This window comes from Kribbella sp. NPDC043289 (assembly GCF_056436705.1).
Map to the genome: position 1 here is coordinate 260,015 of NZ_JBWKCB010000001.1, position 23,409 is coordinate 283,423.

The window sequence follows — 23,409 nt, forward strand, 5'->3', positions numbered from 1 at the left end:
ACAGCTACCGTTCTGTCCAACCGTGATTGTGCAGTAGGTAAGACGGCGGACTCCGCCGGGCCGATCAGTGAAGGGGCCCGGGTTTCCGCCAGGATCCAGTCAGAGTCATTGGAGCCGGCGGTCGGAAAGGGTTCCAGGCTTGGCGGGTGGAAGTAGTTGTTGCAGTCCGCAGGTTGTAGTTCGCAGTTTTCGGTAATCGCAGTTGCTGTTTGTAGTCGAAGTAGCAGTAGGTAGTTGTGTTCGAGAGAGAAGGGAAGGGGATTACACCGTCGGATCGCCCGCCAGTGCCAGTAGTTCGCCGGGCGGGTGCCGTAGTTCCATCGGATGGGAAGGTGGTCTTCGGTTACGTATTCAGCGATCCCCGTAGTGGCGGCCTTCATGTGGCGCGCTGCGGCAGAGTAAGACCGGCTTCACGGCCGGTAGATGGTGACAATCCAACAACCCCTGGGCCCCGATGCTTCGGCATCGGGGCCCTTCGGCATGGAGGTTCGATGACCCCAGACCGGCACACGGAAACACTGAGGAGACCACTGATGAGTTCGCCCCCGGCCGGCCCGGCCAACTTCGACGATGAGGATTACCCCGCTTTCACGATGGGGCGGGCCGCGGAGATGCTCGGCACCACCCCGGGGTTCCTGCGAAGCCTGGACGAGGCGAAACTGATCACCCCGCAACGCTCCGAGGGCGGCCACCGCCGCTACTCCCGCTACCAGCTGCGGCTCGCGGCCCGGGCTCGCGAGCTCGTCGACCAGGGCACCGCCCTGGAGGCCGCGTGCCGGATCATCATCTTGGAAGACCAGCTCGCCGAAGCACTACGGATCAACGAACAACTGAAGAACCAGAACACCAGCGGCGACTAGGCTCTCCTTCGCGATGGTCTGCTGCTGGTTGGTCGCCTTCATCGATCCCACCTCATCGACAACTCGTCTTACGTCACCGGGCCTGGCACGGGATCGGTGACGTGGTCCCCCAGGGGTCAGGCGTCGATCTGCTTTCGATCGCTACTGTCTGCTGCGCTGATGGCGATCTCGCGCCTTGGCCTTCTCTGCGATCGGGATCTTCAGCGTCAGTACGCCGGACTCGTAGCCGGCCTCGATCCGGTCGGCATCCAGGGTGTCGCCCAAGTACAACTGCCACGGGTCGGTGCGCATCAACATCGTCCTACACCTCCTGAAAGCCCGGCTGTCCAACAGTCGTGTCAACACGCACTTCCCTTATAGCATGTCAACGGAATGATGACTGTAGGCAAAGTCAGCGAAGCGCTGACATGAGGGAGGGGGTGCTGCTGGGGACAAGCACGATCCGACCGAAGACGCTCCCATGGTCGATCTGCTGGTGTGCCTCCGCGGCTCGGTCGAGCGGGAGGACGTCGTGGACGACCGGCGTGAGGCCGTTGCGAGTCGCTGCATCGAATTGCGCTGACCGGACCGCGTCTCGCGCCGCTACGGGAACCGTCGCGAGACTGAATGTCGCGAACGAGCGCGATTGCTGGAACGCACGGACGAGTGACATCCCGAAGTCGTTCGGCGGGAAGCCGGCCACCGCGCCCACCAGGACCAGGCGACCGTTCGGGGCGAGGCGTTCGAGGAACATGGGCAGTTCCGGACCGCCGACGATGTCGACGATCACGTCGTACGTCGTTGGCGCCCCCGGCTGCCCGACGCCACTGCGGTCAAGGACGTGTGTGGCACCCAGTTCGCGCAGACGCCGGCCGCGTTCACGGGAGGAGGTGGTGACCGCGACGATGCTCGCGCCGGCGTCAGCGGCGAGCTCGACCGCGGCGATACCGATGCTCCCGGCGGCGCCGCGTACGAGCACACGCTCGCCGGGGGCGAAGTGGGCGTGTGCGAGCGCGAAATGCGCGACGGTTCCAGCGCTCCCGAGTGTCACCGCGTCGATGACCGACAGCCCGTCGGGTAGTTCGATGGTGTCCTCGACGCGCGCCACTGCTTGCTCGGCATAGCCGCCTTCGGTGCCGGTGAAGGCCCAGGCTCGTCGACCGACCCACGCCGGATCGACGCCGGTACCCGTGGCGAGCACCACCCCGGCGACCTCGCTCCCCAGGATGAGGCCCTCGGAGAAGGCGGATCCCAGCGTCCCGCGGCGGATGACCGCGTCCACGCCACCCACGCCGATCGCCTCCGTGCGGATCAGGATCTGGTCAGCGGCGGGGGTTGGGGCCGGAACGTCGACCACCTTCAGACCGCTCGGGGCCCCGAACTTCTGGACCGTCACAGCTCGCACCGTCGTCTCCTTCGCGTCATCTCGTCGCGGTACGATTCGGACGTTAGTGGACGCCCCCGTCCACATGGAGGAAGTGAGACGGATGGGATCACCACTGCCTCAACTCCGCGCCGACGCGCGGGAGAACCGAGACCGCATCCTCGCCGCCGCACGTTCTCTCTTCGCCGAGGCCGGTCTCGACGTGGGCATGCGCGAGATCGCCCGCCGGGCAGAGGTCGGACCGGCCACGTTGTACCGGAGGTTTCCGACGAAGCAGGTCTTGGTCGACGAGGCGTTCGCACAGGAACTCGAGGCCTGCCGCCGGATCGTTGTCGACGGATGTTCCGATCCCGACGCCTGGCGCGGATTCGTCTCCGTCGTACGGGGTCTCACCGTGCTCAACGTGCAGAACAGGGGCTTCGTCGACGCGTTCACGGCAACCGATGCCGTCAAGAGCAAGATCACCGAGCACCGTCGTGAGCTTCTACGGATGCTCGCGGGTCTTGGTCGTCGTGCGCAGCTCGCCGGTGCCTTGCGAGCTGATTTCACCATCGACGACCTCGTACTCATCCTCCAGGCAGGGCGAGGCTTGTTCTCAGTGCGCACCGGAGAAGGCGCCGCCCACCGGCTCGCGGCGATCGTGCTCGACGGTCTCCGCGCCCCGACGAGCAACGCCAGCTGAACCTCGGATCTTCGGTCTACAGGTGGTCTGTGTAGAAGGCGACGAGCCGGTTGGCGGCGGCGTCGACGTACTTGGGTTCGTCGTACATCTCGTAGTGGCCGGCGCCCTCGATGACCATGAGGTCGACCGGGTTGGGTGCCAGGTTCCAGAGCTGCATGCCGGACTCGTAGGAGCCGGTGTTGCCGATGCGTCCGGCGAGGACGACCTGGAGCGGCTGGGTCATGAGCTGGTCGACCAGGTGATACGCGTCGTAACCGAGAAGCAGTGAGTCGCCACGGGAGAGGCGGCGGTTCGTCGAGTGTTCGTTCCGGCCCCGCTCGGTGCGGTAGTAGGTGATCGCCTGGGTCGTGTCGATGTCGGTCAGGCCGGCCGCCGCGGCGTCCTCCAGGGTGTCGGGCAGCCAGTTCGCGCGGGTCAGCTCGCCGGTGCGCGTCTCCTCGATGCGTGCTTCGGCCATGCTGTCGAGCGCTGCCGCCGGGCCGTCCGGTTGGAAGCTGCGGAACGACGTACCCATGTTGCCGGGGACAACCGTGCCGACCGCCTTGATGCGGTGGTCGGTGCGGGCGGTGTGTACTGCGTAGCCTCCGCCGGCGCAGATGCCGAGCACGCCGATGCGGGCAGGGTCGATGCCGGGGATGGTGCTGAGGGCGTCGATGGCGTAGGAGATGTCCTCGCCACGGCGGTACGGGTCTTCGAGGTCGCGGGGCTCTCCGCCGCTCTGGCCCTGATGGGCCGGGTCGAACACGAGCGCCGCGATGCCCCGGGCGGCCAACCGGGACGCGTAGTTGGCGCCGATCTGCTCCTTCACGCTGCTGCCTGGCGTGGAGAGTACGACGGCGCGCAGCGGCACGGCATCGTCGATGTCGTCGGGTCGGTGGAGATCGGCCGCGAGCTCTATCGGCCCGCGGGGGATCGTCATGTGCTCCAGCATTTTGTTGCACCCTTCACAGAGGATCTGTTCGAGATCCAGCTAGTTCGAGATTATTGGTAGTACAGTATCGAACTAGTGCAAGTCCTTGCCATCTCGAGAGGAGCTCGCGTGCCCGTTGACGCCGCACAGCTGTGGACGCTGAACCATCGCCTGCTGACCGTCGTACTGGACGCCTGCAGCGCCGAGTTGGCCGAGCTCGGGCTGGAAGCGAAGGAGTTCTTCGTGCTCGCCGAGGTCGCTGCCTCGCCGTACCCGGCCGAGCTGGCGGCGAAATTGGTGATCCCGAAGGCGAGCGTGACGGCCTATGTGCGGAACCTCGTCACCAAGGGGTTCATGCGACGTGAGATCGACGACGCGGACCTGCGACGGCACCGGCTCGTGCTCACCGACGAAGGTGAGGCCGCGAGGACGCGCTCCTTCGCAGCGCTGGCGAAGGCGTTCGACCGCAGGCTGGCGAATATCACTCCGCGCGACCGCGATGAGCTGCAACGGATTCTCCTGGCACTGCTCGATCCGGCAGCGGACACCTGATGACGAGCCACCACCCGCCGCAGACCCGGCCGTGGACCGCGCCGGAGCTGGACCGGCTCGCTGCGTCCTGCTACATGGTCGGGCTGCGTAGCCATTCATGGCGTTCAGCGCATCGCCGGGCGGTGACGAGGACGTTTGCGATGGCGGGCGACAGATCGTTCGTGGGCCACAGTATGGAGAGTTCCGACATGATCGTCGGCTCAACGAGGTCGCGAACAGTCACGCGGGTGCTGGCGTTCGCGGCGTGCTCGGCGAACGATGCAGGGGCCAGGCCGACCTCGCGTCCGCTGGAGAGCCGGGCGAGCATGGCGTTCACGGGCGGGTCCTCGAACGCGCAGATCTCGGGTGCGAAGCCCGCGTCGTGGAACACGGCGACGATGCTGTCGTAGTAGGCCGGGGCGAGCCGGCGGGGAAAGAGCAGCAATGTCTCGTCGTGGAGGGCCTTCACCGGGATGGTCGGTGCGGCAGCGAGGCGGTGCCGGCTGCTGAGGAGTGCGGCGACGGGCTCTTCGCGGAGGATCTCGCCGCCGACGCCGTCGAGGGGTTGTGGTGAGAGTGCGAGGCCGATGTCCAGGTCGCCGGCGCAGAGCCGTTCGGGGATCTCGGCGCTGAAGATCTCTCGGGCGTCGATCGTGAAGTCGGGGTGGTCTTCCTGAAGTGCATCCAGGAGCGCGGTGATGGTGCCGAAGTTCGCGACCGGGGTGTAGCCCAACCGGATCGTCGTCGCGATCCCTGATCCGGCCAGCCGGGTGCGCTGTACCGCCTGCTCCAGTGCTGCCAGCGCCTTCGGCGCCTCGTGAGCGAGTGTCCGGCCTGCGGCGGTGAGCTGCACCCGGCGGCTCGAACGCGCGAAGAGTGGGGTTCCGAGGGCATCCTCGAGTTTGCGGATCTGGTGACTCAGGGACGGCTGGGAGATGTAGAGGCGCAGAGCGGCGCGGCCGAAGTGGAGTTCTTCGGCGACGGCGATGAAGTACCGCAGGACGCGGGGGCTGATATCGATAGTCAGAGCCTATCGTCGAGCGTCCGGACAAGTCTTGGACGCTCGCTGGATGGACGTCGTAGCGTCGTCTCACGCCCCGGGACAGGCTCCGGCCTGCCCGTCGACGGCTCGCCGGATCAGCCGGCGGATACCCGCCGACATGGCGCTGGCCAAGAGATCAGGAGCGGAGGTGATGTGAATGCGCGTATTCATCGTCGGAATCAGCGGCGCCATTGGTGACCTTCTCGCCGGCAAGCTGCACGACTACGGTGTCGTGGTCCGCGGGCTCGTGCGTCGCGCGGACCAGCAGGCCGATCTTCGGTCGAAGGGGGTCGAGGCCACAGTCGGCAGCCTGGGCGCGATGTCGGTCGAAGAACTGGCCCGGGCCTTCGAGGGCTCTGACGTCATCGTGTACACCGCAGGATCCAACGGCGGGGCGCGTGAGATCACCGACGCGATCGACGGTGACGGGGTCCTGACCGCCCTGAAGGCGGCCGAACAGGCAGATGTCAGACGATTCGCGCTGGTGTCGGTCTTCCCTGAATCGTGGCGTGAGCGCGACCTAGGCGAAGAGGTCGAGCACTACTTCTCGGTCAAGAAGGCTGCGGACGTGGCGGTCACGCGCAGCGGGCTCGACTGGTTGATCCTGAGACCCTCCCTCCTGCTGGACGACCCCGGAGTCGGCACGGTCTCGCTGGGTCCCGCGGAAGTGCACGACGACGTCACCCGAGAGGACGTCGCGGACACGCTGGCCCAGCTGCTCTGCGAGCCCCGGATCTCGCGCCAGATCCTCGAGCTGAATCGCGGTAGGACGCCAATCGACGAGGCCGTCGCAGCCAACGTCCGGAACGTGTGAGCGGTCCGTCTGTTCCAACCACATGTCAACTTGCAGCAAGCAACCAGCAGTAGCTGGTCGGCCACGAGAGGAAGAGATCATGGGCTACATCGCCGTCGGTGCAGAGAACAGCACCCCGATCGAGTTGTACTACGAGGACCAAGGGTCGGGTCAGCCGGTCGTCCTGATCCACGGGTATCCGCTGAACGGGCACAGCTGGGAGCGTCAGACGCGCGAGCTGCTTGCCGCGGGGTATCGGGTGATCACGTACGACCGTCGTGGTTTCGGCCAGTCCTCGAAGGTTGCCTCCGGCTATGACTACGACACGCTCGCCGCAGATCTGAACACGGTCCTCGAAACCCTGGACCTCCGTGATGTCGTGCTGGTCGGCTTCTCGATGGGTACCGGGGAACTGGCCCGTTACGTGGCACGGTACGGCCACGAGCGGGTGGCGAGGCTCGCCTTCCTCGCGTCGCTGGAACCGTTCCTCGTCGCCCGGGACGACAATCCCGAAGGCGTGCCGCAGAAGGTCTTCGACGGCATCGCGGCAGCGGCGAAGGGGGACCGGTACGCCTGGTTCACGCAGTTCTTCGCGGACTTCTACAACCTGGACGAGAACCTTGGCTCGCGCATCAGCAAGGCGGTCGTCACCGGCAGCTGGAATGTCGCGATCAGCAGCGCCCCGGTGGCTGCGTACGCCGTTGTCCCGTCCTGGATCGAAGACTTCCGCGGTGACATCGAGGCGGTGCGCGCCAGTGGCAAGCCGACGCTGATTCTGCACGGCACCAAGGACAACATCCTTCCCATCGATGCCACCGGACGCCGCTTCCACGCCGCGTTCCCCGAGGCAGAGTACGTCGAGATCGAGGGCGCCCCGCACGGCCTCCTCTGGACCCACGCGGACGAGGTCAACTCCGCACTGAGCGCTTTTCTCTCGTAGCCGAGTCCGATCCTGTCCCGGCCGACGCGTCAGACGTTCTGAGAAAGTCTCAGGGCGTCGGACCGTCGTAGCTCATCCAGAAGTCGATGGCGGCTGCTCGCGGGCGGGATGTCATGCCGCTGTCGGCGCTGAGTTCCATCACGCGCTCAGGGGCACGACCCACCGTGGACCAGGCCGGCAGACCTGGCCCGTTCGGATTCCCGGTGGCGACGAAGTTGAGCCAGTAGCCGCGCATCTGGTCGCGCAGCCGGTAGTCGTCCTGGTCGTAGGCGGCGTCGCCGTCCTTACCCAGATTGTCGTAGGCGTACATGACTTCTGCGCCGTGATAGGCGCCGTATTTCTCCAGGCCCTTGTCTGGCGGGGTGTGCGCGAAGAAGTACAGGTATGCGGGAGCCTGGCCGGTCTGCGTCTGCAGGTGTGCCCAGCGGTGCATCGCCCGCGTCATGACCTGGTCGGTCTGAGACTGCAGGAGCGAGTTGAGGACCTGCTCCTTCGTCGTACCGGGGTACAGGTCGAGGAACTGCCGGGCGTTGGCGCCGTATTTCTCCTGCACCGACGCGTGGTAGGCGTCCACGTCCGTGTTCGGCGGGGCGGCCAGCGCAAGGGAGCTCTCGTCCGCATTGCTGCCGACGAGCAGGGGTACGTCGAGCTGGTCGCCGTCCGCGTAGACCCGTGCGGGTGACCGGTCCAGCACGTGTCCGTCGACGGACGGTCGCCACTGCCGGCCGACCGCGTCGGCCGCGTCCGTGATCCGGTCGGCCGGCATGGCGCGCATCTCGTCGACGGTCGCACCGCCCAGCTCCTGGGCGAGTTGCCGGCCGGCGTCGTCGGCCACGGCCCTGGTGTCGGCCTGGTCGCCGTTCGCGGTGTTCCCGGTGGTGCCCATGCATGCCCCGCTGGCGCCGATGATGCCGTCCACCAGTCCGTCGGCGAGCGGTGTCGCACCCAGGATGCAGACGCTCTCCCCGCCCGCGGACTCGCCGGCGATCGTGACGCGGCCGGGGTCGCCACCGAAGGCGGCGACGTTCTGCCGGATCCAGTCCAGGGCGGCGATCTGGTCCAGGATCCCGTAGTTGCCTGAGGCGCCGTACGCGGACTCGGTGGCCAGCTCCGGGTGGGAGAGGAAGCCCAGCACGCCCAGCCGGTAATTGATCGTGACCACGATGACCTCACCGCTGGAGGCCAGTGCCTCGCCATCGTAGAGCGGCAGCGCGCCTGAACCCGTGGCGAAGCCGCCACCCGGGATGTACACCAGCACCGGCAGCCTGTCCGGGATGGGTTCCGTACCGCGCCAGATGTTGAGGTAGAGGCTGTCCTCGCTGACCGGGTACGGGTTCAGGAGCGTGTTCTCCAGCGGCACGTCGACCACCTGCGACAGAGCGCGCGTGACGAACGTCGAGGTGCCCTGTACGGGTGCAGCGGAGAATCGGTCCGCGACCAGCACCTCGGTCCGCGGCACGGGCGGCTGCGGCGCCCTCCACCGCAAGCCTCCCACGGGTGGCTGGGCGTACGGGATGCCCGCGAAGATCTCGACCGTGTCGGCGTCGTTGCGGACACCGATCACCGGTCCTTCCCGCGTCGCAACACGTTCGGAGGGCTGAGGATTGTCCCCGCCGGCGTGGCGTACCTGTGGCACGGGGCCCGCCAGCACCGCGGCACCCCACACCACGGCCGCCGCGACGAGCCACCCACCCACTCGGAGAACGACGCCGCGCCTGAACCACCATCGCGCGGTCAACACGAACGCTGCGACCAGCACGGCGACCAGGCTCCAGCCCCACCACGGGCTGCGGTTGAGCCACAGGAGCACGGCGGCGAGGACCGCCACGAGAACCAACGGCGCCCACGACCACACCGAACGCCAGAGCGCCTTCCGCCGGGGCGTCGCCGTCCGCCGCTCGCCCGGACGGGTGGTGTTCGGGGCGTCTTCCTCGGCAGCGTGGCGGGGATTCATCCGGTCTCGATCGCGGTGAGCAGGCCGGTCGCGGCCAGGGTGAGCAGGGTTGCCCACAGCACGATCGCGATCACCTGCCAGAGAATGACCCAGCCCTTGTTCACGCCCGAGGCGACCAGCGTTGCGGCGGTGAGGTGCGTCGGCAGCGCCAAGGGACCCAGAAGGCTGGCACCGGGAACGCCGAACCGGACCAGCCAACGGCGCAGGCGCTTGTGGCGCTTGGACTGCTTCGCGGCGCGCTCGCCGGCTTGCGTCTGCTCGTCCGTCGCGAGTGCTGGAACGCCGGTCGGAGAGGCCTTGGCGGTACTGCGGCGGGTGCGGCGCGCGACGGTCGCCGCGCGAACCCGGGAGCTGAGCAGGACGACAAGCACAACGGCGATGATGTTGCCCGCCGCACCCGACACCCCGGCGACCAGCGGGTGGATGCCCGCAAAGACGCCGAGCGCCGCCGATCCCTCGCCTTCGATGTACGGGATCGCGCCGGCGAGTGCGACGATCACGGGCTGGACGAGCTCCGGAACCTCAGCGACAAGGTCCTGGAACCACTCGTAGGCGCCGCTGCTAGGCACCGGCACCGGCACCGTCGGTGGCGGGTGTCGCCAGTAGCTGCAGCTCCCAGGCGAGCGCGATCCCACTCGCGCCACCGTGCTCATGGAGAATCGGCCCGAGTTGGTTGGCTGTTGACTCGCGAGCCCAGTCGCGCTGCCATTCGCCGGACACGGCCATCCAGGTGATGGGTACTGCGCCGGCCTGTTCCATGCGTCGCACCGCCATATCGTGCGCTTCGGTGGTCACTCCGCCGCTGGCATCGGTGACGACGAAGACGTCGTACCCCTCATCCAGCGCCTGGATGGCGGGCATGGCCACGCAGATCTCCGTCCAGAGCCCGGCAAGGATCAGCTTCTTGCGCCCCGTCTTCTCCACGACCTCGACGACGCGACGGTCTTCCCAGGTGTTGATGGACGTGCGGTTGATCGGCTTCTGGTCGGGGAGGACGTCCTGGAGGCCCTTGATGAGGTGGCCGCCACGTTCTTCGATCACCGTCGTCAGCACCGTGGGGACATCGAACACTTTCGCGAGCTTGGCCAGGCCGACGACGTTGTTGACGATCATGGTTGGTTCGTGGCTGTTGAGATTGGCGAACTGGAAGGGCTGGTGATCGATGAGCAGCAGGACGCTCTCCTCGGGGGTGAGCAGTGCTTCGAGTCCGGCTTTTGCGGTGCGCGTCAAGATGCTTCCTTCTGCGTGGTGGGTCGAACGGTGGATGATTGGAGTCAGAGTTGTTCGGGTGGTGCGATCCGGTAGACGAATTCGCCGAGCCCCGACTGCGCGATGGCGAGGAGTAGTCCCGCCAGGCCTTCCTGAGTGGCGGCCATGCTGAGGTCGCCGATGCGGATCGCCTCGTAACCCGCATCGAGACTCAGCTGGCTGACGAGGACTTGGGCTTCGTCGTCGCCGGACCACAGGTTGCTCGGCCGTACGCGGGCGTCGGCGATCTGCCCGTACAGAGAAGCGAAGTTGGTACTGAAGGCCTTTGCCGTCGGCCCGCCCGTGACCGACTTGACGTATTCCGCGTTGGACGTGAAGCCGGCCGGAGCTTGGGCACCGCCATAGAGGTTCGTTGCGTCGAGCACCGTCTTCCCCTCCAGCCCCGCGACGGATGCCAAAGCCGGCTCCACGGCCGGACCCGGTACCGCGAGCAGCACGGCCTCCGCGGCTCCGGCGTCCCCGCCTCCACGCCCCAGCCGCGTCACCTGGTGCCCGGCACGTTCCCACAGGTCGGCCAGCCCGCCACCGATGTTGCCTCGTCCGACCACCGTGATGTTCATGCTGTGCTCCTTGCCAGGCTGAAGTACGACGAATGCCGCGCAGGCCGGAGCCTGTCCCGTGGCGTGAACGACGCTACGACGCCTATCCAGTAAGCGTCCAAGACTTGTCCGGCCGCGCGACGATAGGCTCTGACTATCGATAGAGAGCAGAATCATGAGCGCCCATTGGTGCGGCGTGCTCGCTCGCGGAGCCAGACGAACACGACCACCGCCACGTTCACGACGGCAAGAACGGTCAGCGTGGGTCCACCACCCGCACCTGCGCTGCGATCGACGACAAGAGCGCCGCCCCCGGCCATCAGCACGTTCACCGTCGTCGTGACGAGATTGTTCGCGATGTGGAATCCCATAGCGGCCTCGAGCCCGCGACTGATCAATCCCATCAGGGCCGTGCAGACGGAGAGGAATACGTAGTACCCGATGAGCCAGGGATCACCGGCGCCATGCAGAAGGGCGAACGAGAGGCTCGAGACTACGAGCCCGGCGATGATCGCCGGTCGCACAGCGCGGAACCACGAACCAGCCGCGGGCAGTACCGCGCCCCGGAACATGAGCTCCTCGCCGGCGGACTGTAGGGGAGTGGTGAGAAGTACGACCACCAGCATCGCCACGGTGGTGCCGCTGATACTGAATCCGACCCAGCCCGGAGCGTCGGGTGCCACGACTGCCACTACAGCGGTAGCGGCCCCCACAAGCACGGCAGAGGCCGCGAAGGAGGTCAGAAGACGCCGCTGATCGAAGCGCCGAGGCGAGCTGAGGACGCGCCGCCACGGCACTCTCGCGAACCATGAGACGAGTACCAGGGCAAGCAATGCCGTCAGGCCGGTGCTGATGTTTGCGGCCAACAGCTTGAGCGGAGTGAGCGTCGACTCGAGGGGATCGTCGTCGCCTTCGAAGAGGCCGGCTACCAGATAGAGGCCGAGCTGGAGTACGAGCAGTGTCACCGGAATCGCGACGATGACGATCAGCGACTTCCACCACGCCAGCCGAATGTGCGTACCGAAGGGACGCGTGTCATCCAGTGCACGTGCCGTTGTCCTGGGGGCAACGGCTCCTGATGCACTGGGGTTGGTCTGCGAGTTCATGGGGGCGTCAATCTCTTTCCTGGATACCTGTTGCTCCATCGGATGGCGGCAGTCAGAACCATGTGGCGACAACACAGGCAACCCCGCCGCGGCTGACCATCGCAGCCGGGTCGGGCGGAGTGTGCGCCCGACCCGGCCGCCGAGGCCGTACGTCGTTCTGCTGTCAGTCGGTCACCAGCTCGGCCTTCGGTGGCTCGACTGCGGTGAGGCCCCCGTCCACGGGGATGACGGCGCCGTTGATGTATGAGCCGCCGGGGCTGGCGAGGAAGGCGATCACCTCGGCGATGTCCTCGGGCTGGGCGACGCGGCGCAGCGGGATGAGGGGGTTGTACCTGTCGAGGTACTCGGCCGGAGCGCTGGTGTACACCGGACCGGGCGCCACCGCGTTGACGCGCACACCGGCCGGGCCGAACTCGGCGGCCCAGGCCCGGGTCAGGGAGTTCACAGCGCCCTTTGTGGCGGCGTACACCGCGTTGTAGAAGTCCCCGAGCGTGGCGGCCCCGCTGCTGACGTTGATCACGCTGCCGCTGCCTCGCTCGGCCATCTTGGAGGCCAGCGTGGCGGTCAGTACGTAGACCGCTCGCAGGTTGCCGTCGAGCATCGCGTCGTACTGCTCAGGGGTGATGCTGAGGCTGGGGCCGAAGCTGGCCGCCGCGGCGTTGTTCACCAGCACGTCTACCTCGCCTGCGTCCTGGGCCAGCCGAGTCACGTCCTCCGGGCTGGTCAGGTCCGCGACGACGAAGCGCGCCGTACCGCCGTCGGACCGGATCTCTTGGACCACCTCGGCGCCGCGTTCGGCGTCGCGGCCGGTCACGACCACGTTTGCGCCTCGCGCGGCCAAGGCGATCGCCGTGGCCCGGCCGATGCCGGATGTGGAACCGGTGATCAGGGCTGTCTTGCCGGTCAACTCGCTCATATCGAACTCCTTTGTCTGGATGGTGCTGTCAGCAACCAACTCAGTCAGCTCAAAATTCCGTACCGATCGGTCGGTGCAGAATGGCGATCGCAATTGTGGATCGATCGGTACGCAATTGGTAAGCTCGATCGCATGGAGAACAGAGGGAGCGCGCCGGTCGGCCGGCCCCGGGGATTTGAAGCCGACGAGGCTCTGGAGAAGGCGATGACGGTCTTCTGGCGGAACGGCTACGAGGGCGCGAGCCTGCCCGAGCTGACCAGCGCCATGGGGATCAGTCGCACCAGCATGTACGCGGCCTTCGGTAACAAGGAGGAACTGTTCCGCAAGGCGCTGCTGCGGTACGCCGACGGCCCGGCGTCGTACGGCGTCGAGGCGGTGGCCGAGCCGACTGCCCAGCAGGTGGCGACGGCCTTCCTGTGCGGTGCCGTGCGCAGCGCCACCTTGCCGGGCTACCCGACCGGGTGTCTCAGCCTGCGGGCCTCCCTGATCGGAGGCGAGGACGGGCAGGCGATCCGCGAACTGCTGGCCGCCTGGCGTGACGAGACCAGCGCCCTGCTGACGAAGCGCTTCCGGCGGGCCGTCAGCGACGGCGATCTGCCCGCGAAGACCGACCCGGCGCTGTTGGCGAGGTATGTCATGACGATCGGCAACGGCGTCGCGGTGCAGGCTGCCGGCGGCGCCGCGCGCGCCGACCTGCAGTTGATCGTCGACGCCGTCCTGCAGAACTGGCCGCCCCTTCTCACTCGGGCGCCGAAGAAGCGGTGACCGCCGCACGGCGGTCGGATCGCTGTGCTGCATGCTCGGAGGCACTGCCTGCTGGTCAGGTCAGAAGGCGGCACAGGCTGGCGCCGCCGAGAAGCTCCGACGGAACCGCCGTGGGAGGGTGTTTCGGTTAGGGCTGTGGAAGGTGGCGGGTGTCGATGAGTTCTTGTGCGACGTCGCGTAGCTTGCGATTGGCGTGCTGGGAGTAGCGCTTGAGTACTTCGAAGGCGCGGCCGTCGTCGAGGTCGTAGCGTTCCATCAAGATGCCCATGGCCTGTCCGACCAGTTTGCGGGCGTCCACCGCGGTCGCCAGGTTTTCTTCGCGGCGTGCGGTCGCGACGGCGATTGAGGCGTGACGGGCCAGGATCTCGGCGACGGCCTGATCCTCGGTGCCGAACCCGTTCGGGGTCGCGCTGTAAAGGCTCAGTACGCCGACCGTTGAAGCGCTGAGGGTCAACGGCAGGTTCAGCACGCTGCGCACGCCGAGGTCGGCCACCAGGAGAGCCCAGTCGGGCCAGCGGTGATCGGTCTGGGTGTCGTTGACCAGCACCGGGACGTGGTCGCGCATACAGGTCGTCATCGGGCCGGCGGTCTGGTCGGCTTCGGCCGGGTGGTCGAGCTGGAAGCGGTAGATCTTGGTGACCGCCGGGTCGGTCACGGCCGGGATCTCCGGCCCCGCCGCAGTCTGGAGAGCGACGCCGGCGAACTCGCATCCCAAGGCGTGCAGCGCGAACTCCACGACTGTCGCGACGGTCTCCTCTACGCCGGCGGCCGCGTGCATTTCGAGTGCCAGGCACGCGAACGCTGATGTGACGCCGCCGATCGGGCCTATTTCAATCTCGTAGCCGGTGCCGGGCCGCCGTTCGGTGCGATCCATGCGTCCATCCTTCCCTGGCTGTGGCCAGCGGTCTGCCCATGCTGGGGCGGCCGGTGGCGTCACAAGGTGGGTCCGTCTCATCGGACGTGGGGTTCCCAGTGCACGGGGCCGACCCAGACCGGCGAGGGGTCCTGCGGCGGGTCCGGGAGCAACACGGCGGGTGCTGACATGGGGCCCGATGGCCGTGGCGCAGCCGCCACGACTCTGGGTGCCGGCTCAGCTCGGACGCGATCGTAGGCGGCACGGCGGATCGGGTCGCGCAAGGTGGCGTACGCGCTCAGGAGTTCTTGCAGGCGCTCGTCGGCCTCGTCCTCGGACTTTGCTGACGCTGCGGGCTCTGCTGATGTGGCCGCTGTCCGCGTGTCGGGGTGCAGTTGCCGGACCAGGGTGCGGAAAGCATGATCGAGGTCCTCGTCGGACGCCTCGGTGGCGACTCCGAGGATCGCGTAGGGGTCGGTGAGCGGTGCGGTCATGGCTGGCTGAATTCTCATGAAGGCGTGAAATGTCGATCAGTCGTCGTTCAGGGCGTCGATCAGGTGTGGAACACGCCGGGGGACTGGCATCGATCAGTAGGACGGTTGACCGGGGTGATGCGGCGGCCCGCGCCGAGAGTTGTCGTCCTGGGAAGACAGCCGGGCGGGACACTGGTGCCGTCGTCGGCTCATGGGTGTTACTGGCGGGCGGCCGCATCACCGGGTCGGGAACGGTGTCCGGAACGGTGTGTCCGAACTGTGTCAAAGGGTTGGTTGTCGGTCCTGTCTCACTCCTTTCCGGTCCATCCAGGTTCCAGATCCGGGCGTCACTGCATCAGCCGAGGGGTCAACCGCGATCGCGCGGAGGGCTACGACCCCGTCCGACCGGACGTCGCGCCGGACCACGGCAGGCGAGGGAGTGCGGGAGGCGCGGCCACCACGGCTGCGGCGGTGCCCCCCATGCCCTCGCGGACGGAGTCGGAATGTCCGGCGGCGGTTCGCACGGCGAGTCCCAGCTGGCGGCGATCAGTGCGTCGAACTCCGCCCGAACCAGGTCGTTGTCGCTGAGCGCGAGGTCGAGGAAGATGTCGGCCTCGGCGACCGCCTGTTCCGTCTCCGGCATCGATCTCACCCCCTTGACAAGACCCTGCACGCTGCCGCTCCGGACTCGGTGTGTCGGTCAGGCGTCGATCTGTTTGCGGTCGCCGTCGGACGCCGTGACTGCGATCTTGCGCGGCTTGGCCCGTTCGGCGATCGGGATCTTCAACGTCAGTACGCCGGCCTCGTAGCCCGCCTCGATCCGGTCCGCGTCCAGGGTGTCGCCCAGGAACAACTGCCGGGAGAACACGCCGAGCGGACGCTCGGCGACCTGCATCTCGGCGCCGTCGGCAAGCTCGACCGGGCGACGCTCCGCCTTGACCGTCAGCACGTTGCGCTCGACGTCCAGGTCGATCGCGTCCGGCGAAATACCGGGAAGGTCGAACGCCACCACGTACTGGTAGCCGTCGCGGTAGGCGTCCATCGGCATCGACGTCGGATGTGACCACGTGCCCGGGGCCTGGCTCCCGAAGACCTGCTGAGCCAGCCGGTCGAACTCCCGGAACGGATCTGTGCGCATCAACATCGTCCTGCACCTCCTGAATCCTTGATTGTCGGTGGTGTCAACACGCACCTCTGATATAACATGTCATCAAGGCGATGACAAGTACCTCCGTCATCAAAAAGCTGACGCAATCGATTCTGCGAGAGGTAGGTGACGAATGGCAGACGACCCCCATCACCCGGCCACCGCCCGGGTTGGGGTCCCGGGTGCGGCTGAGATCACGCAGACCGCTGCGTGGACCGCCTTCACCACAGTCGACCAAACAGTCCGGCAGCTCGCGTCTCAGGTCGGGGACCAGGAACTGACCACGCACGGGGGGTCGGGGATGGTCGGTGAAGCGGTGAGTTCGGCGGATGTGCTTGCCGCGCTGTCCGGGCTTCGAGCCCTGCAGGATCAGCTGGCTGCCTGGGAGCCGGTGCTCATCGGCGCGGCTCGAGACCGTGGCACCAGTTGGGCAGCGATCGCTCCTGCGCTCGGCCTGGCCAGCCGCCAGGCTGCCGAGCGGCGCTATCTGCGACTCAAGCCGCACGCGGCGGACCCCGAAGGGATGACGGGAGAACAGCGGGTTCAGGCAGCCCGTGACCGGCGCGCCGGTGACCGCGCGGTCACGCGGTGGGCTCGGGACAACGCGTCCAGGCTGCGTCGGCTCGCGGCGCAGATCACCGCGCTGGACGATCTCGACCCCGGCACCCAGGACACCGTCGAGCAGCTCCTGCTAGCCCTCGGCGACAGCGACACCGCAACCTTGCTCGCACCCCTGGCAGAAGCCGGCGCCAGCCTCGAGGACAGCCACCCGAAGCTGGCTGAACAGGTCTCCGACATCAACCTTGCCACCGACCAGCTACGCACCCGGCCCACGAGCAAGCCGCAATAGCAGCACGCAACGGCAATATGACCACGCACTGGTGTCGCCGCCGAGGGCCGCGGGTACCGGGTGTTCTTCTGGTCGGTGTCCCGCTGGCCACAAAGCGAGGTGGCCGGCCATGGAGCTGCCGTACCTGCTCGAGGTGATGAACGAGGTCTCGGCATCACTGAGCTTCCCGATGGACCTCGACGAGACCCTGGAAGTGATTACCGCCGGCGCCGCCGAAGCTGTGCCGAACATCGACTTCGCCAGCATCTCGATCACTGGCAAAGACGGCAGGATCGAGACCCTCGCCCCCACCGACGAACTGGCGCAGCGAGCCGACGACCTGCAGTACGAACTCGGCGAAGGGCCATGCCTGGACGCCGTGTTCGACCGCCCCGTCGTCCAGGTCGACGACATCGCCACCGATCTGCGCTGGCCGACGTACGGTCCTCGCGCCGCGAAGGAAATCGGGATCGGGTCCCAGCTGGCGTTCCAGTTCCGCGCCGATCCGCACGGCCGCGGCGGAGTCAATCTCTACTCCGTCCATCCCCACGCGCTGACCGCAGAGTCACGCCAGCTCGGCGCGATGTTCGCCAACCTGGCCGCGGTCGCACTGGGTTGGAGCCGCGCGAACACGCTCGCCGAAGAACTCGTGACCCGGACCGACATTGGCGAGGCCATCGGCATCGTCATGGAGCGCTACCGCCTCGACCCCGACCGCGCATTCAGCTTCATCGTACGAACCTCCCAAACCAGCAACACGAAACTGCACGACGTCGCAGCCGGCATCATCGAGGACACAACCCGAAGAGCCGAGTAGACCCAGGGCGTACCCGCAGCGAGGGCCGCTCCTCCTATGTGTCCTGCCATCGCTGCCTTGGACTGCCGCAAGGGGGAGCCGGCAGACCCAGCCGACCAGGCTCAAAACCCGCCAGGCCAGGGCTGAGCCAAGCCAGAGCTGACCCTAGGTCGCTGAGACCGGTCGGTTGGTCGGCGACTGCATCCACCACCGCGGACTGGGCGAGGCGACGAAGCGCTGCTCGGTCACTGCTCCATGGGGACGCTGACAAACGTCGATCAGCGCCAGGTGTTGATGAGCAGTAAACCCCAGGTCAGAGGCCAGATCGGCGAGTTTTCGCCGCGCGCCGCGCTCAGCACCTGCAAGACCCTCGACCTCCGGCACCACGTCGGTCAGGTCGTACAGCTGGAAGCGCTGCTCCTGGGCAGGGGTCGGCGTGACAACCTTCCGGGCGGCTGCGTCACGCAGTACACGCACTTGAGCGCTGAACTCGGCGTACGAGGCGTCTGAATCGTCAACGGTCAGCGGCAGACCAGGAAGCATCGCCTGCGTCACCTGGTGGGTGCCGACCTGCAGTGGAGTGGCTGCGGCGATCCGGGCGATCGTCGCGAGTACGGCTGACCGCGTTGTGCCCAAGCCCTCGTTGTGACGTGCTGCCCAGCCGGCCCAGTCCGCCAGGGCCGCGGCGTCGGCGGGTGCGCATATCCGCCTGCTGTGTAATTGAACGACGCGGGAAGCCTAGGTACGACGGACCGCCCGGCACATCGGCACGCAGACCGAACCTCCGACGCCGACCTCTGTCCTTCGGCAGAGACTCCGATCAGCCGGCGGACAGAAGCTGGCACTCGCCTGGCCTGGTCGACCTGCGGAGAAACCGGGATGACCTCTCGATGCGGCAACTCGGCAGTTCCGAGTCCGACCAATCATCCTCCTGATAGTTGCGTCGGGCACCTTTGTGTGGCGGGTGGCCTGGTAGCCCGAGGGCCGCGATCAGCAGGCTGACACCTGGGACGGTGCCCAACTGGCGGGTCATGCTGACGACCGAACTACCGCAGTCCACAGGGCGCCAGCCGAGTGCCGCGAGCGTCCCGTAAGCAAACCGCCGCGCGATGCGCCGATCGCGAAGATCGGTACGGCGAGCGGTCCCGCCCCGAAGGTGGCGGCGAACAGAAGGTTGGCCCGGTCGGCCCAGCCGAAGCTTCGTACCCGGAGAAGTTCAGGCGGCCGCATTGGTGATGATTGCCTGCGGCCGTACAAGACGAACCCCAAGAGCGCGAGACCGGCGGCGCTGACGGCCACGGTGCTTGCCTAGCCCAGTCCGGTCCGCGTACCAGTGCGAGCGAGAGTGCCGCCACGCCGGTGCCGGAGGACCGGCGGACCTCCGCCGCCGTATCGGCCTCGAAGTCGGTCTTGATTATGGCCGAGGGGGTTCTCGCGGAGGGATCCGATCGCGCTGTGGTGGCCAGGGTGATCCAGCAGGCGGTCGAAGCCGATGTATCCGACATCAGGTATGCCGTCGGTCGCCTGGCGGAGCAGATCCTCGAGCTCAACCGCAGTTTCCGGACCGCGAGGCCGGCCGGCCGCCCCCGGGAACGGAGGATTAATTTGGCTATTGACAGAATAAAAGGCGCCTTCTAGGTTCGGCTGCACTGCGAATCGACTTGAAGGGATGCCGCCATGACCTCATCACTCCCGATCGGCCGGCGACGGGTTCTGCAGCTGGGAGCCGTTGCTGGTGTGTCCCTCGCGGCGACGTCGAAGACGGCCGCGCTCGCCGCCCCGGCGGACGCGCCGCAGGTCGAGGTCACCGATCTCGGTCCGGGGGTCACGAACTTCTCGCTGGCGGCGGGGATCCCGGTCGGTGACCGGGTGTACGTCGCGTCGCGGAACATCGACCCGATGCGGATCGTCGGCTACGACCTGACCACCGACAAGGTCACCAGCGTGACCGCGGGGCCCGGGATCAGCACGCAGTTGCTCGCCGCCGATCCCGAGGGGCGGTACCTGTACGCCGCCGTCGACGAGCGTGGCATGGGACAGCCGGGCTTCCTCCGGGTCGATCTGTCGAAGCCGGACGCGCCCAAGGAGGACCTCGCATCGATCCCCGGCCTCTCGCCGTACGCGATCGCGATGGCCCCGGACGGTGTGCTCTACTTCGGCGGCCTCGAGAAGAACCCGGCCCTGCGGAGGTACGACCCGGCGACCGGTGAGCTCACGACCATCGCCGGGCCGGATCCGAACGTGCCGATGATTCGCAGCCTGTTCGCCACCGAGGATCGGTTGTACGTCGGCACCGGCGCATCGCTCGGGGTGACACCGACGAGCACCCAGGCCGGTCTGTTCGTCATGGATCGGGCAACGAACCAGTACGCGTCGATCCTGCCGCAGGAGTTCGTCGGTGCCGTCGAGGTCCGCGACGTCGCGATCGACGGAGACAGCCTGTACGCCTCCTCGACCACGGCCGCCGGCGCGGCGGTCGCGGTGATGGACGTGGCGAACCCGGGGGAGTACCGCCTGCTGCAGAGTGACCGGCCGTTCCTGCGGCTGCCCCGTGTGCTCGGGAACAAGGTCTACTTCAACGGCGGCGCTCTGATCGAGCTGTCGCTGGACGCCGGTCTCTTCCGTGAGATCACGGTTCCGGACGCGGACTTCGGTGAGATCTGGGGGCTGTGGATCCGTGACGGCAAGGTGATGGTCGTGTCGGCGTTCGGCCTGGTCTTCGAGGTCGATCCGGCCGACGGTGCGACGAAGATCCACGACCTGATCGCGGGTGGCGCGCCGACCGGACCACAACTGGCGATGTCGGTGCACGCCGACCTGAACGGTGTGTACGTCGGCGGCACGAACTCGGTGATGTACCACGACCTGCGCAGCGAGACGCAGACCCGGATCCTGGCGCAGAGCGAGGCGAAGGACATCCTGATCCGCGACCGGACGGCGTACTTCGCGCAGTACAACGCGATCGGCGTCCTGGCCTACGACCCGCGCACGGACGGCGAGTGGCCGCGGCGGGTCGCGCCGTTCCCACCGGCACAGAACCGGCCGCACCAGATCGTCTGGGACGACCGGCACAAGGTGGCGCTGATCGGCCTGCAGTCCGATACCGAGGGCGGCGGATCGCTGCTGACGTTCGACCCCGCGACCTCGCGCACCACGGAGGCGATCAGTCCCATCGACAGTACGCAGATGGTGCGCGCGGTAGCGGTCCACGACGGCATCGCCTATCTCGGCGGCCAGAACGTCGGGAACACCGGCGGAACTGTGGTCGCGTGGGATCCCGTACGGCGTAAGGAACTGTGGCGCCTCACGCCGCAGGCCATACCGACCGGGGTCACCGGGCTCGCGGTGCTCGGCGGGCGTCTCTACGTCATGTGCCACCGCGGAGACTTCTTCGTGCTGGATCTGGCTACCCGACGGATTCTGCACTCTTCGAACCACCGAGCCGCGGTGCCCAGCTATGGGACGCTGCTGGTCAGCCGCGGGCGCGTCTACGCGACCTCGAGCAGCACCTTCTTCCGGTTCGACCCGAAGACGTTCGCACGGACCGACCTGGTCACCCTCGACGCGGAGTGGTACGGGATCCCGCGGTCGGCGGTCGACACCCGCGGAAGGTTCTACGCGATCCGCGGCCGCAACCTCGTCCGCGTCCGGATCGACAATTGAGAGGACCTGAACGATGACCAACGCTTCACGAGTCAGCCGCCGTACCATGCTCACGACCGTCGCCGGTACGGCGATAGCGCACCGGCTGGGCCGCCCACACCGGCACGACGGCACCGTCGTGTTCAGCGACGGGTTCGAGACCGGGACGTTCGACGCCTGGGACGCGCAGTCGGTGGCCGGCAACGGCAGCCAGGCCGTGGTGCCGTCGCCGACCGATGCGAACGACCTGGTCGCCCGCTTCACACTTCCCAACGACGGTGTGTCGTTCCGGTCGGAACTCGGCGAGCACCAGTTCGACTGGGGACGCTACGTCTACGAGTTTTCGATCTTCGTGCCGGCCGACTGGGTGATCTTCGAGCGCGGCTCGATCCTTGCGCAGTGGCACGGATACCCGCTTCCTGATGGCAGCAGTACGTACCCGCCGCTGGCGCTGAACGCCTATCAGGATCTGTGGCGTCTCGATCTGTCGAGGCTGACCAGCCCGACGACCGCGACGAAGCAGTTCTTTACGCTCGGCTCGCTGACCGACTCGTTCGGCCGCTGGACGAACTGGGTCTTCGATATCACGTGGTCGACCCCGGACAGCGACGGGATACTCGTCATCACCCGCGACGGCACGCAGGTCCTGCGGGAGACCGGCGCCAACAACTACCACCAGCAGTGGTCGCCACATTTCCAGACCGGGATCTACCGCTCCGAGTGGCGCCCGGGCAACACCTGGCCGACCGGTGGCCCGGACGTCAATGTGTACCACCGCGACATCGTGGTGACGCAGTACTGATCAGGCCGGGCTGCCCGCGGTCGTGAACAAGCTGGCCAGTGATGCGTGGGCAGCCCCGGTGGCGATCGCCTCGGGCGAGGCCGGTACGACGTGCAGTTGCGGCGCCGGGGTGTAGTGGTGGACGTACTCCTGCCGGACGGTCGCGGTGGCCAGCGTGTCGAGCCCGAGGCCCGTGACCTCGTCGGTGCAGGCGAGGACGATCGACTCCGGGCCGATGATCTTGGCGAGGTTGGCGACGCCGGCGCCCAGCCGTACCGCGGCGTCCGCGACGACCACGGACTGCTCGGTGTCGCCGTCCGACAGCCGCCGGGTGATACCCCAGCTGCTCGCGTACGCCTCCAGGCAATCGGTCGCACCACAATGGCAGGACCGCTGCTCCGGGCTACCCGTCGCGCGGATGTGCGCGAAACTTCCCGCCGTACCCTCGAACCCGCGATGCATGCGTCCGCCGACCACCACGGACACACCGAGGCTGGTGCCGACGTTGAACACCAGGAGGTCGCGCCCTCGCTGCTCCCGGCCGAACAGCAGCATGCCCTGCGCGAGGCAGTTCACGTAGTTGTCGACGACCACGGGAAGCCCTGTCGTGCGCTCGATCCAGGGGCCGAGGGCAACATCTTCCCAACCGAGCGCGCCGCTGTGCCGGACGGTCCCGGCGGCGCTGTCGACCACCCCCGAGACGGCGAGGCCGGCGCCGAGCAGCTCGGCGCCCTGCCGCCCGTGGCCGAGCGACGTGATCATGTGTTCGACCGCGTCGTCGACCCTGGAGGGCGTCGTGTCCGGCAGCTCGACGTGCTCGGTACGGACGACCGCTCCGCGCAGGTCGACCAGCACTCCGAACAGGTGGTCGCGGGCGATGTGCAGTCCGGCCGCGAAGACTCGGTCGGCGCCGAGCTCCAGCTGCCGGGCCGGTCGTCCCCGGGCGCCCTGGACGGTGTCGCTCTCGGTGAGGTAGCCGGACTCGACGAGCCGGCCGACGATACCGGTCACGGTTGCCGGACTGAGCCCGGTCTGAGTGGCGACCGCGGCCCGGGAGACCGGCGCCTCGGCGCGTACCACGTCGAGCACCAGTGCCTCGTTGATCTCCCGGATGAGCGTCTTGCTGCCGGGCCGCGGCGCCGGTGCGGGCCGCTTGCCGACCCTCGACTGATCCACCTACGACTCCCGTCTCGCGTTGCCGACTTTCCGTGAGTCTAG

General features: G+C 67.4%; 26 protein-coding genes. 10 read left to right on the top strand and 16 right to left on the bottom strand.

The annotated features are described in order from the left end of the window. The first annotated feature begins 533 nt into the window (after nt 1-533). The gene (locus AC0662_RS01225; RefSeq protein ID WP_452195817.1) at nt 534-860 is read left to right on the top strand and encodes a MerR family transcriptional regulator; all 327 of its coding nucleotides are present in this window, start codon (nt 534-536) and stop codon (nt 858-860) included. A gap of 141 nt (nt 861-1,001) precedes the next feature. Here AC0662_RS01225 and AC0662_RS01230 read toward each other — a convergent pair whose 3' ends face one another. Both AC0662_RS01230 and AC0662_RS01235 read right to left on the bottom strand, forming a co-directional pair. Further along, the gene (locus AC0662_RS01230) at nt 1,002-1,157 is read right to left on the bottom strand and encodes an Hsp20 family protein (protein WP_452195818.1); all 156 of its coding nucleotides are present in this window, start codon (nt 1,155-1,157) and stop codon (nt 1,002-1,004) included. A 94-nt stretch (nt 1,158-1,251) separates the two neighbouring features. After that, nucleotides 1,252-2,244: a zinc-binding dehydrogenase gene (locus AC0662_RS01235; RefSeq protein ID WP_452195819.1), complete on the bottom strand. Its 993-nt coding sequence runs from the start codon at nt 2,242-2,244 to the stop codon at nt 1,252-1,254. 82 nt (nt 2,245-2,326) lie between these two features. On the opposite strand from AC0662_RS01235, the gene AC0662_RS01240 reads away from it, so the two are divergent. Further along, complete coding sequence (locus tag AC0662_RS01240; RefSeq protein ID WP_452195820.1) at nt 2,327-2,905, top strand: TetR/AcrR family transcriptional regulator; 579 nt, start codon at nt 2,327-2,329, stop codon at nt 2,903-2,905. 16 nt (nt 2,906-2,921) lie between these two features. On the opposite strand, the gene AC0662_RS01245 is transcribed toward AC0662_RS01240, so the two are convergent. After that, nucleotides 2,922-3,836 (bottom strand): alpha/beta hydrolase, encoded by a 915-nt coding sequence (locus tag AC0662_RS01245; RefSeq protein ID WP_478297693.1) that lies wholly within the window; start codon nt 3,834-3,836, stop codon nt 2,922-2,924. Nucleotides 3,837-3,944: 108 nt separating this feature from the next. Between AC0662_RS01245 and AC0662_RS01250 the strand changes: the two genes are divergently transcribed. Further along, complete coding sequence (locus AC0662_RS01250; protein ID WP_478297695.1) at nt 3,945-4,367, top strand: MarR family winged helix-turn-helix transcriptional regulator; 423 nt, start codon at nt 3,945-3,947, stop codon at nt 4,365-4,367. 70 nt (nt 4,368-4,437) lie between these two features. Here AC0662_RS01250 and AC0662_RS01255 read toward each other — a convergent pair whose 3' ends face one another. Then, entirely contained in the window at nt 4,438-5,373 is a 936-nt protein-coding gene (locus AC0662_RS01255) for a LysR substrate-binding domain-containing protein (protein ID WP_478300172.1), read from the bottom strand. A 172-nt stretch (nt 5,374-5,545) separates the two neighbouring features. Between AC0662_RS01255 and AC0662_RS01260 the strand changes: the two genes are divergently transcribed. Continuing rightward, the gene (locus tag AC0662_RS01260; RefSeq protein ID WP_452195823.1) at nt 5,546-6,202 is read left to right on the top strand and encodes an NAD(P)H-binding protein; all 657 of its coding nucleotides are present in this window, start codon (nt 5,546-5,548) and stop codon (nt 6,200-6,202) included. A 79-nt stretch (nt 6,203-6,281) separates the two neighbouring features. Beyond that, nucleotides 6,282-7,121 carry an alpha/beta fold hydrolase gene (locus tag AC0662_RS01265; protein ID WP_478297697.1) on the top strand — a complete coding sequence of 280 codons (840 nt, stop codon included), beginning with the start codon at nt 6,282-6,284 and terminating at the stop codon, nt 7,119-7,121. Between the two features lie 49 nt (nt 7,122-7,170). Here the strand turns inward: AC0662_RS01265 and AC0662_RS01270 are convergent, their stop codons facing one another. The 6 genes from AC0662_RS01270 to AC0662_RS01295 form a co-directional block, all read right to left on the bottom strand. Continuing rightward, nucleotides 7,171-9,075, bottom strand: coding sequence for a carboxylesterase/lipase family protein (locus AC0662_RS01270; RefSeq protein WP_478297699.1), 1,905 nt, complete (start codon nt 9,073-9,075; stop codon nt 7,171-7,173). Beyond that, nucleotides 9,072-9,644: a hypothetical protein gene (locus AC0662_RS01275; RefSeq protein ID WP_452195826.1), complete on the bottom strand. Its 573-nt coding sequence runs from the start codon at nt 9,642-9,644 to the stop codon at nt 9,072-9,074. Before AC0662_RS01275 ends, AC0662_RS01270 begins: the two co-directional genes overlap by 4 nt. Then, entirely contained in the window at nt 9,637-10,305 is a 669-nt protein-coding gene (locus AC0662_RS01280; protein WP_478297701.1) for a hydrolase, read from the bottom strand. Before AC0662_RS01280 ends, AC0662_RS01275 begins: the two co-directional genes overlap by 8 nt. A gap of 44 nt (nt 10,306-10,349) precedes the next feature. Continuing rightward, on the bottom strand, nt 10,350-10,904 hold the full coding sequence (locus AC0662_RS01285; protein WP_478297703.1) for an NAD(P)-binding domain-containing protein: 555 nt from the start codon (nt 10,902-10,904) through the stop codon (nt 10,350-10,352). 152 nt (nt 10,905-11,056) lie between these two features. After that, entirely contained in the window at nt 11,057-11,989 is a 933-nt protein-coding gene (locus tag AC0662_RS01290) for a lysostaphin resistance A-like protein (protein WP_478297705.1), read from the bottom strand. Between the two features lie 163 nt (nt 11,990-12,152). Then, nucleotides 12,153-12,905 (bottom strand): SDR family NAD(P)-dependent oxidoreductase, encoded by a 753-nt coding sequence (locus AC0662_RS01295; RefSeq protein WP_452195830.1) that lies wholly within the window; start codon nt 12,903-12,905, stop codon nt 12,153-12,155. A 132-nt stretch (nt 12,906-13,037) separates the two neighbouring features. Here AC0662_RS01295 and AC0662_RS01300 point away from each other — a divergent pair, with 132 nt between their 5' ends. Continuing rightward, the gene (locus AC0662_RS01300) at nt 13,038-13,670 is read left to right on the top strand and encodes a TetR/AcrR family transcriptional regulator (RefSeq protein ID WP_478297707.1); all 633 of its coding nucleotides are present in this window, start codon (nt 13,038-13,040) and stop codon (nt 13,668-13,670) included. A 127-nt stretch (nt 13,671-13,797) separates the two neighbouring features. Here the strand turns inward: AC0662_RS01300 and AC0662_RS01305 are convergent, their stop codons facing one another. The 4 genes from AC0662_RS01305 to AC0662_RS01320 form a co-directional block, all read right to left on the bottom strand. Beyond that, nucleotides 13,798-14,544, bottom strand: a complete 747-nt coding sequence (locus AC0662_RS01305) for a GAF and ANTAR domain-containing protein (RefSeq protein WP_452195832.1) — start codon at nt 14,542-14,544, stop codon at nt 13,798-13,800. Nucleotides 14,545-14,621: 77 nt separating this feature from the next. Beyond that, the gene (locus AC0662_RS01310; protein WP_452195833.1) at nt 14,622-15,017 is read right to left on the bottom strand and encodes a J domain-containing protein; all 396 of its coding nucleotides are present in this window, start codon (nt 15,015-15,017) and stop codon (nt 14,622-14,624) included. A gap of 346 nt (nt 15,018-15,363) precedes the next feature. After that, on the bottom strand, nt 15,364-15,639 hold the full coding sequence (locus AC0662_RS01315; RefSeq protein WP_452195834.1) for a hypothetical protein: 276 nt from the start codon (nt 15,637-15,639) through the stop codon (nt 15,364-15,366). A gap of 57 nt (nt 15,640-15,696) precedes the next feature. Next, a complete protein-coding gene (locus AC0662_RS01320) occupies nt 15,697-16,140 on the bottom strand; it encodes an Hsp20/alpha crystallin family protein (protein ID WP_478297710.1) in 444 nt (147 codons plus the stop codon). A 136-nt stretch (nt 16,141-16,276) separates the two neighbouring features. Here AC0662_RS01320 and AC0662_RS01325 point away from each other — a divergent pair, with 136 nt between their 5' ends. Then, entirely contained in the window at nt 16,277-16,993 is a 717-nt protein-coding gene (locus AC0662_RS01325; RefSeq protein ID WP_478297712.1) for a hypothetical protein, read from the top strand. Between the two features lie 136 nt (nt 16,994-17,129). Then, on the top strand, nt 17,130-17,789 hold the full coding sequence (locus AC0662_RS01330) for a GAF and ANTAR domain-containing protein (RefSeq protein WP_452195837.1): 660 nt from the start codon (nt 17,130-17,132) through the stop codon (nt 17,787-17,789). 144 nt (nt 17,790-17,933) lie between these two features. Here AC0662_RS01330 and AC0662_RS01335 read toward each other — a convergent pair whose 3' ends face one another. Beyond that, nucleotides 17,934-18,404 (bottom strand): hypothetical protein, encoded by a 471-nt coding sequence (locus AC0662_RS01335; RefSeq protein ID WP_452195838.1) that lies wholly within the window; start codon nt 18,402-18,404, stop codon nt 17,934-17,936. 1,041 nt (nt 18,405-19,445) lie between these two features. Between AC0662_RS01335 and AC0662_RS01340 the strand changes: the two genes are divergently transcribed. Both AC0662_RS01340 and AC0662_RS01345 read left to right on the top strand, forming a co-directional pair. Then, nucleotides 19,446-21,431: an NHL repeat-containing protein gene (locus AC0662_RS01340; RefSeq protein WP_478297714.1), complete on the top strand. Its 1,986-nt coding sequence runs from the start codon at nt 19,446-19,448 to the stop codon at nt 21,429-21,431. Nucleotides 21,432-21,444: 13 nt separating this feature from the next. Continuing rightward, entirely contained in the window at nt 21,445-22,212 is a 768-nt protein-coding gene (locus tag AC0662_RS01345) for a heparin lyase I family protein (RefSeq protein WP_478297716.1), read from the top strand. On the opposite strand, the gene AC0662_RS01350 is transcribed toward AC0662_RS01345, so the two are convergent. After that, nucleotides 22,213-23,367, bottom strand: a complete 1,155-nt coding sequence (locus AC0662_RS01350) for an ROK family protein (RefSeq protein ID WP_452195841.1) — start codon at nt 23,365-23,367, stop codon at nt 22,213-22,215. Nucleotides 23,368-23,409 lie beyond the last annotated feature (42 nt).

Bases quoted from the DNA above. Each gene is read 5' to 3' on its own strand.
- AC0662_RS01290 (WP_478297705.1), bottom strand. From the start codon at position 11,989: ATGAACTCGCAGACCAACCCCAGTGCATCAGGAGCCGTTGCCCCCAGG.
- AC0662_RS01305 (WP_452195832.1), bottom strand. From the start codon at position 14,544: ATGGATCGCACCGAACGGCGGCCCGGCACCGGCTACGAGATTGAAATA.
- AC0662_RS01315 (WP_452195834.1), bottom strand. From the start codon at position 15,639: ATGCCGGAGACGGAACAGGCGGTCGCCGAGGCCGACATCTTCCTCGAC.
- AC0662_RS01270 (WP_478297699.1), bottom strand. From the start codon at position 9,075: ATGAATCCCCGCCACGCTGCCGAGGAAGACGCCCCGAACACCACCCGT.
- AC0662_RS01295 (WP_452195830.1), bottom strand. From the start codon at position 12,905: ATGAGCGAGTTGACCGGCAAGACAGCCCTGATCACCGGTTCCACATCC.
- AC0662_RS01320 (WP_478297710.1), bottom strand. From the start codon at position 16,140: ATGTTGATGCGCACAGATCCGTTCCGGGAGTTCGACCGGCTGGCTCAG.
- AC0662_RS01340 (WP_478297714.1), top strand. From the start codon at position 19,446: ATGACCTCATCACTCCCGATCGGCCGGCGACGGGTTCTGCAGCTGGGA.
- AC0662_RS01260 (WP_452195823.1), top strand. From the start codon at position 5,546: ATGCGCGTATTCATCGTCGGAATCAGCGGCGCCATTGGTGACCTTCTC.
- AC0662_RS01230 (WP_452195818.1), bottom strand. From the start codon at position 1,157: ATGTTGATGCGCACCGACCCGTGGCAGTTGTACTTGGGCGACACCCTG.
- AC0662_RS01300 (WP_478297707.1), top strand. From the start codon at position 13,038: ATGGAGAACAGAGGGAGCGCGCCGGTCGGCCGGCCCCGGGGATTTGAA.
- AC0662_RS01240 (WP_452195820.1), top strand. From the start codon at position 2,327: ATGGGATCACCACTGCCTCAACTCCGCGCCGACGCGCGGGAGAACCGA.
- AC0662_RS01285 (WP_478297703.1), bottom strand. From the start codon at position 10,904: ATGAACATCACGGTGGTCGGACGAGGCAACATCGGTGGCGGGCTGGCC.
- AC0662_RS01325 (WP_478297712.1), top strand. From the start codon at position 16,277: ATGGCAGACGACCCCCATCACCCGGCCACCGCCCGGGTTGGGGTCCCG.
- AC0662_RS01330 (WP_452195837.1), top strand. From the start codon at position 17,130: ATGAACGAGGTCTCGGCATCACTGAGCTTCCCGATGGACCTCGACGAG.
- AC0662_RS01345 (WP_478297716.1), top strand. From the start codon at position 21,445: ATGACCAACGCTTCACGAGTCAGCCGCCGTACCATGCTCACGACCGTC.
- AC0662_RS01245 (WP_478297693.1), bottom strand. From the start codon at position 3,836: ATGCTGGAGCACATGACGATCCCCCGCGGGCCGATAGAGCTCGCGGCC.
- AC0662_RS01265 (WP_478297697.1), top strand. From the start codon at position 6,282: ATGGGCTACATCGCCGTCGGTGCAGAGAACAGCACCCCGATCGAGTTG.
- AC0662_RS01225 (WP_452195817.1), top strand. From the start codon at position 534: ATGAGTTCGCCCCCGGCCGGCCCGGCCAACTTCGACGATGAGGATTAC.
- AC0662_RS01310 (WP_452195833.1), bottom strand. From the start codon at position 15,017: ATGACCGCACCGCTCACCGACCCCTACGCGATCCTCGGAGTCGCCACC.